Origin of the sequence: Methylobacterium sp. E-046 (genome assembly GCF_022829625.1) — a bacterium.
GTDB lineage: Bacteria > Pseudomonadota > Alphaproteobacteria > Rhizobiales > Beijerinckiaceae > Methylobacterium > Methylobacterium longum.
Genome location: NZ_JAKSYP010000183.1, coordinates 135,602 through 151,941 on the forward strand (window position 1 = coordinate 135,602; position 16,340 = coordinate 151,941).

Consider the following 16,340-nt stretch of genomic DNA (forward strand, 5'->3'; position numbering starts at 1 on the left):
CAGATCACCTATCAAGGATCGTGCGCTCACGGCAAGAAACGGGCCCGCCGCCCAGGGAAGAAACGGGCGGGGATCGCACGACATGATCGAGAGAGGAGCCCGTTCGACGCCATGTCCGAGACCGTCCCGCCCGTCGCCGATCCGGCCATGCAGGCGCAGCGCGCGCTCCTCAACGAGATCCTCACGGCCGCGATCCGCGCCGCCCATCCGGACCTCGCCCTACCGCCGCACCTGCCGGAGCCGAGCCCCGGCCGGCTGATCATCCTGGCGGCCGGCAAGGCCGCGGGCAGCATGAGCGCGGTCGCCAGCCGGTTCTACCGCCGACAGCACGGCCTCGGCGACGATCGGATCGTCGGCCTCGCGGTCGCGCGGCACGGCTACGGGCAGGACGCGCCCGGGATCCATATGGTCGAGGCGGGCCACCCGGTCCCCGACGAAGCCGGCATCGCCGCCACCAAGGAGGCTCTGCGCCTCGCCACCGAGGCCGGTCCGGACGACGAGGTCCTGGTGCTGCTCTCGGGCGGCGGCTCGGCCAACTGGATCGCCCCGGCCGGCGAGCTGACCCTGATCGAGAAGCAGGCGATCACCCGCGCGATGCTGCGCTCGGGCGCGCCGATCGGCGAGATCAACACGGTGCGCAAGCACATCTCGCGGATCAAGGGGGGCCGCCTCGCGCTGGCCGCCCGCAACGCCCGGCGGATCCTGACGCTGGCGATCTCGGACGTGCCGTTCGACGATCCGGCGGTGATCGCGTCGGGGCCTACGGTGCCCGATCCGTCCACGCTGGCCGACGCCCGCGCCATCTGCGAGCGGCGCGGCATCCCGCTGCCCGAGGAGGCGGTGCGCCTCCTCAACGACCCCAACAATGAGACGCCGAAGGCGGGCGACCCGGCCTTCGCCCGCGCCGAGTACCGCATCATCGCCCGCCCGATCGACGCGCTGAACGCCGCCGCCGAGGCGGCGAAGGCCGCGGGCTACGAGCCGGTGATGCTCGGCGCCGACCTGGAGGGCGAGGCGCGCGAGGTCGCGGCCGAGCACGCGGCCGAGGCCAGGCGCCACAAGGCGGCCGGGCGGCGCGTGGCGCTGATCTCGGGCGGCGAATTGACGGTCACGATCCGGGGCGAGGGCACCGGCGGTCCGAACCAGGAATACGCGATGGCCCTGGCGGTCGCGCTGGAGGGTGCACCGGGCATCTACGCCATCAGCGCCGACACGGATGGCACCGACGGCGGTCGCGGCCTCGCCACCGACCCGGCGGGCGGCCTGATCGACCCGACGACGCTCGACCGCGCCCGTGCCGCCGGCCTCGACCCCGCCGCGATGCTGGAGCAGAACGACTCGACCGCGTTCTTCGCGGCCATCGGCGACCTCGTGAACCCCGGCCCGACCTGCACCAATGTCAACGATTGCCGCATTATCCTCGTCGACTAGGTTGCGAATCCCGGCGGCTCAGGTCCTCCCCGCTATCATGGCGCTCGGCCTCGCGCTTCTGAGCGCGAGCCCCGCACGGGCGGACCTGCGCCTCTGCAATCAGACCGGTAGCAAGGTCGGAATCGCGCTGGGCTACCGCGACCCGCAGGGCTGGGTCACTGAAGGCTGGTGGGATCTGGCGCCGAAGGCCTGCGAAACCCTGCTCAGGGGCGCTCTGGCGGGGCGATTCTATTACGTCTTCGCAGTCGACTACACGCGGGGCGGAGAGTGGAGCGGGCGCTCGCTGATGTGCACCCGCGATTCGGAGTTCACGATCCGCGGGATCGAGGATTGCCTCGCCCGCGGCTACGACCGCAACGGCTTCTTCGAGGTAGATACCGGCGAGCAGAAGAGCTGGACGATACAGCTCACCGACCCGAATCGGGCCGAAGCACCCGCGAAGCCGTAACGTGAGGACGGCGCCCTTGACGCTGTCCTCATCGGGGTGCTCACACACGCATCCATCATAAGCACGCGGCGATGCTTTGGAGCGCGCCGCGAAAACAGCCGGAGGATTACGCTTGAAACGCTCGCGCCGCACGAAGATCGTCGCCACCCTCGGGCCGGCCTCCGACTCGCCGGAGATGATCGAGCGGCTGTTCCGCGCGGGCGTGGACGTATTCCGGCTCAACATGAGCCATCTCCCGCGGGAGAAGCTGCCCGAAAAGGTCGAGGTGATCCGCACCATCGAGCGCGAGGCCAAGCACCCGATCGGCATCCTGGTCGATCTGCAGGGACCCAAGCTCCGGCTCGGCACCTTCGCGGACGGATCCGCGATGATCGAGGCCGGGGCGACCTTCGTCCTCGACGGTGACCCGACCCCGGGCGACGCCGCCCGCTGCCACCTGCCGCATCCGGAGATCCTGCAGGCTCTGGAGCCGGGCCACGCGATCCTCCTCGACGACGGCAAGCTGCGGCTCTCGGTGGTCGAGACCTCGGAGAACCGGGCCGTGACCCGCGTCGAGGTCGGTGGGCGGATCTCGAACCGCAAGGGCGTGTCGCTGCCCCACACCGTCATTCCGGTGCCCGCGATGACCGACAAGGACCGGGCGGACCTCGATGCCGGCCTGAACGCCGGCGCCGACTGGATCGCCGTGTCGTTCGTGCAGCGCCCGGAGGACGTGGCCGAGGTGAAGAAGGTCTGCGCCGGCCGCGCCCTGGTCATGGCCAAGATCGAGAAGCCCCAGGCGCTGACGCGCCTGGACGAGATCATCGAGATCTCGGACGGTTTGATGGTCGCCCGGGGCGATCTCGGCGTGGAGATGCCCCTGGAGCAGGTTCCGGGCGTGCAGAAGCGGATTACCCGGAGCGCCCGGCGATACGGCAAGCCGGTCGTGGTGGCGACCCAGATGCTCGAATCGATGATCACCGCGCCGGTGCCGACCCGCGCCGAGGTCTCCGATGTCGCCACCGCGGTCTACGAGGGTGCCGACGCCGTGATGCTGTCGGCCGAGAGTGCCTCGGGGGCGCACCCGATCGGCGCGGTGGAGACCATGAACCGCATCGCCGAGCAGGTGGAGCGCGATCAGATCTACTGGTCGATCATCCGGGCGCAGAGCGCGACGCCGGACGAGACCGCGGCCGACGCCATCGCGGCTGCCGCGCACCAGATGGTCGACGCGCTGAACCTCGACGCGATCATGGCCTGGACCAATTCCGGCTCCACGGCCCTGCGCCTGTCGCGCGAGCGCCCGAACGCCACCGTGATCGCCCTGACGCCCCGTCGCGAGACCGCACGCCGCCTCGCCCTGGCCTGGGGTACGCATCCGATCGTCACGAAGGACGCGAGCGACGTGGACGACATGTCGTTCCGCGCCGCCAAGTTCGCCGTGCGCGAGAAGTTCGCCGCCGTGGGTGACAGGGTGATCGTCGTGGCCGGCCTGCCCTTCGGCACGCCGGGGGCGACCAACCTCGTCCGGCTCACCTTCATCACCCGGGAGCACGCCGAGAAGGCGTAGCAACCGGCGCGCGGACCCGTCTCGTCACACAGGGGTCTGGCAGGCTCCCGACACGGGCTGCCGCCATCGCGGCGATCTCAGCAGGTCGGCTTCGAGGCCGTGCGGCACGGGCGCCGCGGCATGAGGCGACGCCTCGAAGGGTGAGGGGGCGCCGCCATAGGCCTGCGGCTCAACGGGCTGCAGCCGAGGGGGGGCCGGCCGCCTCGCGTGCCCCGTCGGGCAGCCCTTCGGACAGCCGTGTGATCTCGTCGGCCACCTGCTCGGCGGCGACGTACTGGAGCATGTGCCCGATCCCCGGGAGCAGTACGAGGCGCGCCCCGGGGATCGACCGCGCCAGCGGAACGGCCTGCGCTTCGCTGCGGACGATCGGGTCGGCCGCGCCGGAAATCACCAGCGTGGGCACGTGGATCTCGCCGTAGCGCGGGCTCTGGGTTGCCAGCGCCGCCGGCAAGCCCAGTAGATCCTGCACGTTGGCGAGCAGCGTGCCAGGGCGCAACACCAGGGATGCCCGGGCCTTCTCGGCGTAGTCCGGCATGGGTGGCTGGGGCTGGAACACCCGGCGCGCGGCCTCCGGCAGGAATCGCTGTGCCAGCGGCGGACCTACCGTCCGGCTGAGGAGCCACGCAACGGGGGGCTTGACGGCGAATCGCCAGTACCAAGGCAGATCCGGCATGCGATCCGGCATCGGCATCGCCACGGGCGCGGCGAGGGCGAGCGCGGCGACCCGTTCCGGATGATCGAGGGCGAGCGCCAGCGCCAGGGCTCCAGCCCAGGAATGGCCGAACATGATCGCCGGGCCGATGCCCAGATTCTTCAGCGCCTCCGCGATCAGGCGGGCCTGAACGGCCGGTGCGGCAGCCTCATCACCGGCGATCCGATCGCTGTAGCCAAATCCGGGACGGTCGAAGGCGATGACCCGGAAACCGCGCGCCGCGAGCCGGCGTCCGACACCCTCCATCGGATCCGAGGCGTTGGCCGAAGCCCCGTGCAGAAGCACGATCGGACGGCCGTCCGCGGGCCCGTCCTGGATCGTGGCGAGTCTGCCGCCCCGAACGGCCACGTCGGGACCGGCCGGCGGATGCGCAGCCTCGACCCGCAGCGTCAGGATGAAACTCGCCAGCGCGCCGACCACCAGGGCCAGGACCGTGATGGCGAGCGGAAGGGCGAGGAGCGTCAGGAGAACGGCGAACACCCGGGTCACAGGTCGCGGCCGTCCACCTCAGGCGTGAGGCGGTCGATCGCTTCCTTGACCTTCTCCATCTGCGGATAAAGCGTGCGGGCCCGGCGAAACGCGGCCAGCGCACGAGTCTTGTCGTCGGCCGATTCGTAGATCCGGCCCAGGGCAGCCCAGGCCTCGAAATGGCGCGGCTCGAGCACCAGCGCGCGCTGCAGATCCGCGATGGCATCGTCCCTGTCGGTCAGGAGCCAGAACACCGTCGCGCGCCGATTCCAGCCCTCGGACCAGTTCGGCTCCAGGACCGTGACCCGGTCCATCAGTTCGGCCGCCAGGGCGAAGTCGTGAGACGACACGGCCTGCCGCGCCCGGTCGGTGAGCAGGTCGACCGTCGGACTGCCGGAACCGGCCATACGCCGTTCGATCAGGCGGGCGATGCCCTTGGCCTCGACCGGATCCTCGCTGGCGCGGAGGCGGGCGAACAGGTCGTCGAGGCTCGGCGGCTTGGGCGCGGGCTTGGCCTCCGGCGCTGCGCGGCCGGATCGGGCGGCATCCGGTGCCGCGTCGGCCGCCGAAGCAAGGACGGCCAGCGACGTGAAGCACACCAGAGCGGCAAGAAGGCGCGTCGGCATCATCACGCGAGACTGAGCGCAGTCGGCTCCCTGGTCAACGCGCCGCTGTGACGCGCACACGACAACAGCCGCATCCGAGGGGGATGCGGCTGTTGTCGGCCTAGCGGACCCGGCCGGAGCCGGGCATCTGTCGTCAGCCCTGACGCGCCTTGAAGCGCTTCTGAGTCTTGTTGATCACGTAGACCCGGCCTTTGCGACGCACGAGCTGATTGTCGCGGTGGCGGCCACGCAGGGACTTGAGGGAGTTGCGGATCTTCATCGGTCTCTCGAGCCCGGAGGGCCGTCCATGGTGGAGTATCGGGAACGTGGCCAAGAGGCAGGACGCGTGATCGCGCCCAGCGATCACGGCTCACGCATCGCGGGATGGCGCCGCCATATCAGGATTCGCCCCCGCTAGGCAAGGCGCCGAAGGAACGGGGTTCGGTGGGGCTCAGTGGATGCTGTCGAGGTCCGGCACCGGCGGCGCACTGACGAGCTGGCGCCCGATCTCGTGCAGCAGCGACTCCAGCAGGGGCTTCAACCGTTCGAAGCCCTGTTGCGGCAAGCCGGCCTCGGCCGAGGCGAACAGCGCCAGCGCCAACTCCGCCACGTGGTCGATACCGCCGGCGACGACGTCCGTCGCGTAGAACGCGGCCTCGTCGGGGAATCCCTCAGGAATGGCGGCGGTGATGTCGATGACGATCCCGCGGGCCTCGTTCACGATCCCGTCCGCGTTCTCGCCGAACCGGCCGCGCGCCAGGATCCACCGAACGTCGCCGAATTCCGGAACGGTCCGATACTGCGCGATGTACGGGCCGCCCCTGCGGCGGAGACCGTCGATCAGCGAACCGACGCGCGGCTGATCCTCGGGATGGATGCGGTCCAGGAACAGCGCGATGGTAGCGCCGCTTCCGCGCCGCGCCTGCGGAACCCCCAGCATCGCCGCCGCGGCCTCGTCGCAACGCAGGATGTCGTCCGCGATGTGCCATTCCCAGGTGCCGACATCCGATGCGGCCAGGGCGCGTGCCATGCTGGCGGTGCCCAACCCCTTCGTCCGCGCGTCGACGGCCACCGGCCAGACCTCCCCTATTCAAAAGGCGATACTATCCGTAGTCGTAAATACGGTCGACACAATACCTGACCTTTGCGGAAGGCTTAACGCCGAATGCGCATCTTCAGCTCGTTTTAGCCAGTCTTCCCACGCAAATCAGACCCGGGAATAGGTGCCGATCAGGTGCCCTCTGGCCATGACGCGCCCCCGCATCGCCTGGAGCAATGCGCCCCGGCCAGAGCGCTCGGCGAGGCGCAGGGGCTGTCGAAGGGCGTAGATCTGGAAGACATAGGCGTGCCGGCCGTGTCCGCTCGGGGGATCCGGAGGCAGCCACCCGGTATGCAGGAAGCTGTTCCTGCCCATTCGCGGCGCATCACCGGGGAGGCCGCCCTCCGATAGGGCCTCCGCGCCGAGGCGGGGCGGATCGGGTGGAATATCCCAGGCGATAAAATGAACCAGCGGTTGTGGCGTCGGGCTGCCGGCATCCTCGACCAGCAGGACCACGGAATCGGTTCCATCCGGCAGGCCGCGCCAGGCCAGCGGTGGCAGAAGGCCCTCGCCGTCGGCCGTGAACCGTGCCGGCAGGTCCGCTCCGTCGCTGAAGGCCGGGCTGGTCAGCGTGATCGTATCCGGAACGTCCGAGAACGCGGCGTGGAAGGCAGTCTTGGCCAAGCCGGCCTTGAGCCCCGAGAGTGCCGCGCCCAGGGCGCTGGGTATGTGCTCAAGCATCACCGGATCCTCCACCGACACCCAACACCGCTGGGCCGGTCCGGTTCAGACCCGGCGCTCTGCGGCGAGCATGTAGTTCACGGCCTGATCCCGACCGGTGCGCCAGCCGTCGGTGAGCGGGTTGTAGACGACGCCCACCGTATCGGTGACCGCGAGTCCGCCGGCGCGGATGGCCCGGCTGAATTCCTCCGGCCGCACGAACTTGTCCCAATCGTGAGTGCCGCGCGGCAGCCAGCCCAGCACGTATTCGGCCCCGACGATCGCCAGCGCGTAGGAGCGCAGGGTCCGGTTCAGTGTCGCGGCGAACAGCATCCCGCCGGGCTTCACGGCGGCGCAGGCGGTGCGCACGAAGGCCGGCATGTCCGAGACGTGCTCGACGACCTCCATGATCAGCACGGCGTCGAAGGTCTGCCCGGATCCGACGACGGCCTCGATCGTCGCGCCGCGATAATCGACGGGCACGCCCGACGCCTCGGCGTGCGCGCGGGCCACGGCGATGTTCTGCTCCGCCGGATCGAGGCCGGTCACCGTCGCGCCGAGACGCGCCAGCGGCTCCGACAGGACGCCGCCGCCGCAGCCGACGTCGCAGATCGCGAGTCCGTCGAGAGGAAACGGCACGTTCGGATCTCGGCCATGGTGCCGGCAGAGCGCGTCGCGGATGTAGGCGAGCCGCACCGGATTGAACCGGTGCAGCACCCGCATCGGTCCGGTCTCGTCCCACCAAGTGGCGGCGAGGGCATCGAAACGCGCGACCTCGCCACGATCGACGAACCCGTCGACGCTTCCGCCGGCGCCCTTCTCCGCGTCGCCGTCCGTGGCAGCCCTGTCCATGCGCGCCCTACCCAGTTCCCGGCGTCCGACCCGCGGCGTCCGGCCCCGATCCCCCGGGGCCGTTCGACGGGTGTGACCCACCGCGATGTGTCCCGGTGATCCGTCCCGCCCGCGCCTTAGCACGCCGCGGCCCGGGAAGTCGCTGCGACGCGCCGGTGCGATGCCGGGCCGCTTGTTGACACTCCACCGAGCCGCTTGTACCCGCCGGGCACCGTCCGGACCGGTATGAAGCGGTCTGATTCAATCGCCACCGGGAACCCGCGACCGAGAGACCATGCCCCGTCTGGTGATGAAATTCGGCGGCACCTCCGTCGCCAATGTCGATCGCATCCGCAACGTGGCCCGCCACGTCGCCCGCGAGCTCGCGGCCGGCTACGAGGTCGCCGTGATCGTCTCCGCGATGTCGGGCAAGACCAACGAGCTGGTCGACTGGGTGAAGGACGCCAACGCCCTCTACGATCCGCGCGAATACGACGCGGTCGTCGCCTCGGGCGAACTTGTCACCGCGGGCCTTCTGGCGATCGCGCTGCAGAAGGACGGCGTCAAGGCCCGGTCCTGGCAAGGCTGGCAGATCCCGGTCGTGACCTCCGACGCACACGGCTCGGCCCGCATCGCCGAGATCGATCCGAAGAACCTTGAGGCCGGGTTCGCGCAGGGCGAGGTGGCGGTGATCGCCGGCTTCCAGGGCGTCCACAAAGAGACCGGCCGGGTGACCACCCTGGGCCGGGGCGGCTCGGACACGTCGGCGGTGGCGATCGCGGCAGCCATCGGTGCCGAGCGCTGCGACATCTACACCGACGTGGACGGCGTCTACACCACCGATCCGCGCATCGTGCCGAAGGCCCGCCGCATGGAGCGGGTGACCTTCGAGGAGATGCTCGAGATGGCCTCGCTGGGCGCCAAGGTGCTGCAGGTCCGCTCGGTGGAGCTCGCCATGGTCCACCGGGTGCCGACCACGGTCCGGTCCTCCTTCGATCCGCCCGACGCCGCGCGCCCGGGCACCCTCATCTGCGACGAGGACGACATCGTGGAACAGCAGATCATCACCGGGATCGCCTTCTCCCGGGACGAGGCGCAGATCACCCTGCGCAAGGTCAAGGACAGCCCCGGCGTGGCCGCGGCGATCTTCGGACCGCTCGCCGACGCCAACATCAACGTCGACATGATCATCCAGACCGTGTCGGGCGACCAGTCGACCACCGACATGACCTTCACGGTGCCGGCCTCCGACTACCAGCGCTCCCGCGCGATCCTCGACGAGGCCCGCGCGCAGATCGGCTACGCGCAGATCGAGGGCGCAACCGACGTGGTGAAGGTTTCGGCGATCGGCGTCGGGATGCGCAGTCACGCGGGCGTCGCGGCCAAAGCCTTCCGGGCGCTCGCCGAGAAGGGGATCAACATCCGCGCGATCACCACGTCGGAGATCAAGTTCTCCGTGCTGATCGATGCAGCTTATACGGAGCTTGCCGTGCGCACGCTTCACTCGCTATACGGCCTGGATCAGGCCTGAGCCTGGGACGACGCGGTTTCGAGCGGGTCGCGTGGTCTGAACTGAACAGTCGCGGGCCGGTCCTCCGATCTCAGAGCGCTTCTGGGACCAGCGGCACGGTTCATCCGGCGCCGGTTGTCCCGAGCTTGGCGCCAAGGTTGCAGGGTGGTCGACGCCAAGGCCACTCACCAACGCTGGAACGACGCAAAGATGCCCGCTGCGCCCGGAGGCCCGCGCCTGCTGCTGCGCCGCCTCCGCGAAGCGATGGCGGAGCCGGTCAGCCCCCAGGCGCGTCTTGACCGCATCGTCGTCCTCATCGCCGCCAACGTCGTGGCCGAGGTCTGCTCGGTCTACGTGCTGCGGGACGACAACACCCTCGAACTCTTCGCCACCGAAGGTCTGAACCGCGAGGCGGTTCACCAGACACGGATGCGCACCGACGAGGGCCTGGTCGGCCTCATCGCCCGCACGGCCGAACCGCTCTCCCTCTCCGACGCCCAGAACCACCCGGCCTTCTCGTACCGGCCTGAGACGGGCGAAGAGGCCTATCACGCCTTCCTGGGCGTGCCCCTGCTCCGGGCCGGCAACACGCTCGGCGTCCTCACGGTCCAGAACAAGACCTACCGCGTCTACTCCGAGGAGGAGATCGAGGCGCTCCAGACCACCGCGATGGTGCTCTCGGAGATGATCGCCTCCGGCGAGCTCGAGGGGCTGGCGCCGGACGCGGGAACGGCCGCGCGCCGCCCGGTCCTGGCGCGGGGCATCGCGCTGGCCGACGGCATCGGCCTCGGCCACGTGGTGCTGCACGAACCGCGCGTCGTCGTGAAGACGCTGATCGCCGAGAACGTCGAGCGCGAGGTCGCGCGTCTCGACGAGGCGATCGAGGAGGTCCGCTCGGCGATCGATGCATTGGTGGAGCGCGGCGACAGGATCGGCACCGCCGAATCGCGCGAGGTCCTCGAGACCGTCCGGATGTTCGCCCACGACAAGGGCTGGCTGCGGCGGATGCGCGAGGCCGTGGCCTCCGGCCTCACCGCCGAAGCGGCCGTGGAGCGGGTCCAGTCGGACAACCGCGCCCGGATGATGCGCCAGTCCGATCCGTACCTCCGGGAGCGGCTGCACGACCTCGACGACCTCACCAACCGTGTCCTGCGCACCCTGCTCGGCTCCGAAGGGTCCGGCGTGGTGAACCTGCCGGAGAACGCCATCCTGGTGGCGCGCACGATGGGTCCCGCAGCGCTCTTGGACTACGAGGCCTCGACGTTGCGGGGCATCGTCCTGGAGGAGGGCGGTCCCACCAGCCACGTGGCGATCGTGGCCCGGGCACTGGGCATCCCCGCGGTGGGCGAGGTCGAGAACGCGACGGCCCTGTGCGACGCCGGCGACGCCATCATCGTCGACGGCGTCGCCGGCGAGATCCACGTCCGTCCCGGACCGGAGGTCGAGGCCGCCTATGCCGAGATGGTGCGTCTGCGCGCCCGCCGGCAGGAGCAGTACCGGGCGCTCCGCGACGTGCCGGCGCAGACCCGCGACGGCGTGCGGGTTGGCCTGCACCTCAATGCGGGACTTCTGGTGGATTTCAGCCACCTGTCGGAGACGGGGGCCGAGGGCGTCGGCCTGTTCCGCACCGAGCTGCAGTTCATGGTGGCCCAGCGCATGCCCTCGGCGGCCGAGCAGGAGGAGCTCTACCGCAAGGTCTTCGCCGCGTCGGCGGGCAAGTCCGTGACGGTCCGCACCCTGGACATCGGCGGCGACAAGATCCTGCCCTACATGGCCAAGCTTGAGGAGGAGAACCCGGCACTCGGCTGGCGGGCGATCCGGATCGGCCTCGATCGGCCGGCCCTGCTCCGGATGCAACTCCGGGCCCTCCTGAAAGCCGCGGACGGCGATCCGCTCAAGATCATGTTCCCGATGGTCGCCACGGTGGACGAGTTCGTGCGCGCCCGCGGCATCGTCGAGCGCGAGAAGGCCTACCTGAAGCGCCATGGCTACCGCCTGCCGACGGAGTGCCGCCTCGGCGCGATGATCGAGGTGCCGTCCCTGCTGTTCCAGATCGACGAGATCGCCCGGGAGGCGGATTTCCTGTCGGTCGGGTCCAATGATCTGATGCAGTTCCTCTTCGCGGTGGACCGCGAGAATCGTCGCGTCGCAAACCGCTTCGATCCCTTGAGCATCGCCGCTCTGCGCGCCTTCAGGCTGATCGCCGAGCGGGCGACCGCCGCCGGCTGCCCGGTGACCGTCTGCGGCGAGATCGGCGGCCGGCCGCTCGACGCGATGGCGTTGATCGGCCTCGGTTTTCGGGACCTCTCGATGTCGCCGGCCGCCATCGGTCCCGTCAAGGCGATGGTGCTGAGCCTCGATGCCGGCGCCGTGGCCGAGCTCATCGATACCGAGATGGCGCGCCTGCACGACGGCGATTCCCTGCGCCCGGCCCTCGCCGCCTTCGCGCACGCGAACGGCGTCCCTATCTAAGCGCGTGTGCGACCCTTGCCGAACATTCGGCCAGGGTTGTACGGCAACGGCACGACGCTTTCGGTCGGTGCGCCACGGCTTCCGCTCGCGGACGGAAGGGGTGTGGAATGGGGGAGGTCCTGTCGGGTCGGTTCACCCTCGGAGCCACGCACCGTCCCCCGCATGCGGCGAACCGAGCCCGCCCCGAAGCGAACCGCACGGACCTGCAGAATCACGGGCGATGATCCCCTTTCCCACCGAGCGCCTCGACGCCATCCTGGCGCGGCACGATATCGTCACCGCCCAGCTCGCCTCCGGCGAGGGTCAGCCGGACATCGTCGTCCAGCTCTCGCGGGAGCTGTCCGACCTCGATCCGGTCGTCGGAGCGATCCGGACCTACCGGTCGGCCCTGGAGAACCTCGCCGGTGTCGAAGCCCTGATCGACGAGCCCGGGACGGATCCCGACATGCGGGCGCTCGCCGCGGAGGAGAAGCCGGAGGCGCAGGAGACGCTGGAAGCCGCGCATCGTGCCCTGCAGCTCCTGCTTCTGCCCAAGGATGCGGCCGACGAGAAGAGCGCGATACTGGAGGTCCGGGCCGGCACCGGCGGCGACGAGGCGGCGCTGTTCGCGGGCGACCTGTTCCGGATGTACGCGAAATACGCCGAGTCGAAGGGCTGGCGCGTGGAGGTCATCTCCGAGAGCGAGGGGACGGTCGGCGGCTTCCGCGAGGTCGTGGCCGAGGTGAAGGGGCGGGGCGTGTTCGCGCGGCTCAAGTTCGAGAGCGGGGCCCACCGGGTGCAGCGCGTGCCGGACACCGAGACCCAGGGCCGGATCCACACCTCGGCGGCCACGGTCGCCGTGCTTCCCGAGGCCGAGGACGTCGACATCCACGTCAACGACGCGGATCTGAAGATCGACACGATGCGCGCCCAGGGCGCGGGCGGCCAGCACGTCAACAAGACCGAATCCGCGATCCGCATCACCCACCTGCCGACCGGGATCGTGGTGTTCGTCCAGGAGGAGCGGTCGCAGCACAAGAACCGCGCCCGCGCCATGGCGCTGCTGCGCGCCCGTCTCTACGATGCCGAGCGAAGCGCCAAGGATTCGGCGCGGGCGGCGGACCGCAAGGCGCAGGTCGGCTCCGGCGACCGCAGCGAGCGGATCCGCACCTACAATTTCCCGCAGGGGCGGGTGACCGATCACCGCATCAACCTGACACTCTACAAGCTGGAGGAGGTGATGGCCGGAACTGCCCTCGACGAGGTGGTGGATGCCCTGATCACGGAACATCAGGCCGAGCTTCTGGCCGCCGAGGGCATGGCCTGAGCACCGCCGTGACGGCAGGACCGGGCGGGGGCCCGTCCCGGCGTGACGCCCTGCGGCGGAGCACGGCGCTCCTGAGCGACCGCGGCCTCGGCGAGGCGGCGGGGGACGCCCGATTCCTCCTGCTCGGCATCCTCGGATTGGAGACGCGCGATCTCCTCGTCGACGGCGACCGGCGCCTCGCCGCCGACGAGGCGGCCGCGCTCGACGCGGCCCTGGCACGGCGCCTCGCCGGCGAGCCGGTCGCCCGCATCCTCGGCGCCTGGGAGTTCTGGGGCCTGCCGTTCCGGCTGGGTCCCGACACCCTGGTCCCGCGGCCGGACACCGAAACCCTCGTCGCGGTCGCTCTGGCCGCCGCGGCGGGCCGGACCGCGCCCCCGCGCTGCCTCGATCTCGGAACCGGATCGGGCTGCATCCTGACGGCGATCCTCCACGAACTCCCGGCGGCATGCGGGATCGGTGTCGACCGTTCGGAGGCCGCGCTGCGCGTAGCCCGGCACAACGCCGTGGCGAACGGCATCGGTGAGCGCGCTGCGTTCCTCGCCGGGGACTGGTGCGACGCGATCGGGGGCAGCTTCGACCTCATCGTCTCGAACCCGCCCTACATCGCGCGGGACGTGATTCCGACCCTCGATCGGGAGGTCCGCACCCACGATCCGGCCGCGGCGCTGGACGGCGGTGCCGACGGCCTCGACGCCTACCGTCGCATCCTCGAGGGGGTGCGCCGGGGCGATCTCCTCGCCCGGGGCGGAACGCTGGCCGTGGAGATCGGCTTCGACCAAGCCGACGCGGTGCGGATGCTGGCTCGCGCGGCCGGCTTCACGGAGCGCGGGTTGCACCGGGATCTGGCAGGTCGTGATCGCGTCTTGAGCTTCGATTGCCCGGACGGCCCTTACAACCGGTCACAGGGATGCCTAACTCTGCGTTGACGATCGCGGCACCGAAAAATTGCTTGTTGGATCAACCGGGGAACGCTAAAGTCGGCTTGAAGATCGCGAACCGTTCGTTAAGACGGACGGCCTTATGGTCGGTAGCGACCGTGGTCGCTGGCTGGTTCGCTGATCCCCCAAGAACGCCGAGCCAGAGCGCGCAGAGGAATGCGCGGCGGTGCGGCAGCTTTCGAACCTGACAATCGACTTACTGCCTCGCCTGTATCCAAGCGCGCGGCACGAGGGATGGTCAGACAGGCGCGCAGGCCGTCGATCGGCTGCACGCGCGGCGCTGCCGGATGCGCTTGGCCGGAGAGCGTCAGGAGATCCCTGCTGGGCGCCCCCGTAGACAGTCGTTTGCGTGAACGAGGGTCATTACAGACCGATGAGACCAAACCAGAATCGACGGATGCGCGGCCGCAATCGGCCGAAGGGTCCGAATCCGCTGACGCGCTCGTACGAATCCAACGGTCCCGACGTCAAAATCCGCGGCACCGCGCAACACATCGCCGACAAGTACGCGCAGCTTGCGCGGGACGCGCTGGCGGCGGGAGATCCCGTGGCTGCTGAGAACTATTTCCAGCACGGCGAGCACTATTTCCGTATCGTCTCCGGCGCCCAGGAGCAGAACCGTCCGGCCAATACTGGAGGTTATGCCAGCCGTCCCTTCGATGAAGACATGGACGAGGGCGACGAGGACGGGCAGGGCAACGGCTCGGCGCAGAACGGTCACGCCTACAACGGCTACGATGACGGCGATCCGGGCCAGCAGCCGCAGCCCTACGAGAGCCGCCAGGACCTGAATGCGGACGGTCGACAGAACCGGGACCGGTTCCAGAACCGCGATCAACGCCGCTTCGACAACAATGCCCGGCCGGACTACCGGCGTCAGGATCCGTCGCGGCAGGATCAGCCGCGTCAGGAATATCGGCAGGACTACCAGCGCCAGGATTACCGGCAGGATCGTCCGGAGCGGCAAGACCGACCCGAGCGGCAAGACCGCCCCGAGCGGCAGGACCGCCCGGAGCGGCAGGATTACAACCGGCCGGATTACCGGCAGGAACGTCAGGACGGGCGGCAGGACGTCCGGAACGAGCCCCGTCAGGAGAACCGGCAGGAGGCCCGCGGTGATCAGGGCCGTTACGATAACGGTCGAACCGAGGCACCCCGCACCGAGAGCCGGTCTGAAAACCGTCCGGAGCGCGCGCCGCGCAGCGACGCACCGCGGCCGGCCGAACCGGCACCGCGTCGCGAGCGACGCCGCGAGGCACCGCCCGCCGCCGTCGCCGAGGATCCCACGGGCCTGCCTGCCTTCCTGATGGCTCCGGCACGACCTGTCCCGGCGGCCGAGCCGCCGGCTGCCCCCGAGCCGGACGCGACGGCCAGCGAGGAAGCGCCGGCTGCCAAGCCGCGCCGCCGCCGCCGGCCGCGCTTCGAGAGCGTCGCCGCGGACGAAGGCGGAACGGGTACGCCCGGCGAGGATGGGACGACGGAATAAACGTCCGTCCCGCTCGCCGCACACGCGATGGAGGCTGTCCCGGGCAACCGGGGCAGCCTTTTTCATGTGTCGGGGTTCAGGCCCGCGCCGTCCGCCAGCCCGTTGAGGCGTGGACACGGTGGATGCTGCCGCCGCCGACGGCCGATCCCGCCGAAGGGTTCGATTATCCAATCCCAGGCCACGCCGGATGGCGGCAGGACGGAACCGAACATCAGGTCCAGGCTGTCGGTAACGCGGCCGGAGCAGTCCTCCCCGCGCTGTACGGTCTCGGTGGTGAGACAGACCCGTTCCGCGTCCGGCCAGATGGTCCAGTGTCATCAGGCGCGCCGCGATGATCCGCTGGCCCAGGCGAGGGGGTACGTCGCGCCCGCGCGCTCCGTGGACGGCCATGGGAACGATGGGAAGCTGCGACAGCAGATTGGCTGAGGCCATCAGGTCGGCCCCGTCGCAGATATTTCTCAGGACACCGGCGATCCCGGCGCTGATCTCCCCGTGCATCATAATCACGTTCAGGCAGCGCCCGGCCGCGAACCGGGCCGGCCAGGGATGCACCGCATCCACCAGACTGACCCCGCCGAAGAGGCCGGCAAAGGCATTGAGGGCACGTCGTCGCGGAAGCCCGAGCCCAGCACGAGGGCGTGCCGGCGCCGCAGGGTGGATTCCGCAGCCGCCGTGACGATGTCCGCGCGCCCGCTCGAGATGTGGCGCCCAGGCCCGGCGACGGCGGCGGGACCAGGTATGGAGCAGATTGCTCTGCCGCACGTAGCCGAGCCGCCGCAGGCGCAACGGCGTGGGACTCACGAGGGCCAACGCCCGCGCGACCGG

14 protein-coding genes are annotated in these 16,340 nt (G+C 70.1%); 8 read left to right on the top strand and 6 right to left on the bottom strand.

Translation table 11 applies throughout. From position 1 onward, the window contains the following. The first annotated feature begins 111 nt into the window (after positions 1 to 111). The 3 genes from MKK82_RS18980 (at position 112) to pyk (ending at position 3,428) form a co-directional block, all read left to right on the top strand. Positions 112 to 1,431, top strand: a complete 1,320-nt coding sequence (locus MKK82_RS18980; protein ID WP_243986458.1) for a glycerate kinase — start codon at positions 112 to 114, stop codon at positions 1,429 to 1,431. A 37-nt stretch (positions 1,432 to 1,468) separates the two neighbouring features. Next, complete coding sequence (locus MKK82_RS18985; protein WP_238286449.1) at positions 1,469 to 1,879, top strand: DUF1036 domain-containing protein; 411 nt, start codon at positions 1,469 to 1,471, stop codon at positions 1,877 to 1,879. A 112-nt stretch (positions 1,880 to 1,991) separates the two neighbouring features. Beyond that, complete coding sequence (gene pyk, locus MKK82_RS18990) at positions 1,992 to 3,428, top strand: pyruvate kinase (RefSeq protein WP_238286450.1); 1,437 nt, start codon at positions 1,992 to 1,994, stop codon at positions 3,426 to 3,428. A 169-nt stretch (positions 3,429 to 3,597) separates the two neighbouring features. Here pyk and MKK82_RS18995 read toward each other — a convergent pair whose 3' ends face one another. The 6 genes from MKK82_RS18995 to ubiG form a co-directional block, all read right to left on the bottom strand. Beyond that, positions 3,598 to 4,629, bottom strand: coding sequence for an alpha/beta fold hydrolase (locus MKK82_RS18995; RefSeq protein WP_238286452.1), 1,032 nt, complete (start codon positions 4,627 to 4,629; stop codon positions 3,598 to 3,600). Then, positions 4,626 to 5,237 (bottom strand): tetratricopeptide repeat protein, encoded by a 612-nt coding sequence (locus MKK82_RS19000; RefSeq protein WP_238286453.1) that lies wholly within the window; start codon positions 5,235 to 5,237, stop codon positions 4,626 to 4,628. The genes MKK82_RS18995 and MKK82_RS19000 overlap by 4 nt, the downstream gene beginning before the upstream one ends. 130 nt (positions 5,238 to 5,367) lie before the next feature. Then, on the bottom strand, positions 5,368 to 5,493 hold the full coding sequence (gene ykgO / locus MKK82_RS19005) for a type B 50S ribosomal protein L36 (RefSeq protein ID WP_003601867.1): 126 nt from the start codon (positions 5,491 to 5,493) through the stop codon (positions 5,368 to 5,370). Positions 5,494 to 5,664: 171 nt separating this feature from the next. Beyond that, positions 5,665 to 6,285, bottom strand: coding sequence for a PAS domain-containing protein (locus MKK82_RS19010; protein ID WP_238286454.1), 621 nt, complete (start codon positions 6,283 to 6,285; stop codon positions 5,665 to 5,667). A 135-nt stretch (positions 6,286 to 6,420) separates the two neighbouring features. After that, entirely contained in the window at positions 6,421 to 6,993 is a 573-nt protein-coding gene (locus MKK82_RS19015) for a YbhB/YbcL family Raf kinase inhibitor-like protein (RefSeq protein WP_243986460.1), read from the bottom strand. Between the two features lie 45 nt (positions 6,994 to 7,038). Next, positions 7,039 to 7,824: a bifunctional 2-polyprenyl-6-hydroxyphenol methylase/3-demethylubiquinol 3-O-methyltransferase UbiG gene (gene ubiG / locus MKK82_RS19020; RefSeq protein ID WP_238286456.1), complete on the bottom strand. Its 786-nt coding sequence runs from the start codon at positions 7,822 to 7,824 to the stop codon at positions 7,039 to 7,041. Between the two features lie 274 nt (positions 7,825 to 8,098). Between ubiG and MKK82_RS19025 the strand changes: the two genes are divergently transcribed. The 5 genes from MKK82_RS19025 to MKK82_RS19045 all read left to right on the top strand — a co-directional run bounded on the left by MKK82_RS19025 (position 8,099) and on the right by MKK82_RS19045 (position 15,515). Then, complete coding sequence (locus MKK82_RS19025) at positions 8,099 to 9,334, top strand: aspartate kinase (protein WP_243986462.1); 1,236 nt, start codon at positions 8,099 to 8,101, stop codon at positions 9,332 to 9,334. Positions 9,335 to 9,523: 189 nt separating this feature from the next. Beyond that, on the top strand, positions 9,524 to 11,785 hold the full coding sequence (gene ptsP / locus MKK82_RS19030) for a phosphoenolpyruvate--protein phosphotransferase (protein WP_238286458.1): 2,262 nt from the start codon (positions 9,524 to 9,526) through the stop codon (positions 11,783 to 11,785). Between the two features lie 220 nt (positions 11,786 to 12,005). Beyond that, entirely contained in the window at positions 12,006 to 13,091 is a 1,086-nt protein-coding gene (gene prfA / locus MKK82_RS19035; RefSeq protein ID WP_238286459.1) for a peptide chain release factor 1, read from the top strand. Between the two features lie 8 nt (positions 13,092 to 13,099). Beyond that, complete coding sequence (gene prmC / locus MKK82_RS19040; protein ID WP_313902101.1) at positions 13,100 to 14,017, top strand: peptide chain release factor N(5)-glutamine methyltransferase; 918 nt, start codon at positions 13,100 to 13,102, stop codon at positions 14,015 to 14,017. A gap of 409 nt (positions 14,018 to 14,426) precedes the next feature. After that, positions 14,427 to 15,515, top strand: a complete 1,089-nt coding sequence (locus MKK82_RS19045) for a DUF4167 domain-containing protein (RefSeq protein WP_238286461.1) — start codon at positions 14,427 to 14,429, stop codon at positions 15,513 to 15,515. Positions 15,516 to 16,340: the final 825 nt, after the last annotated feature.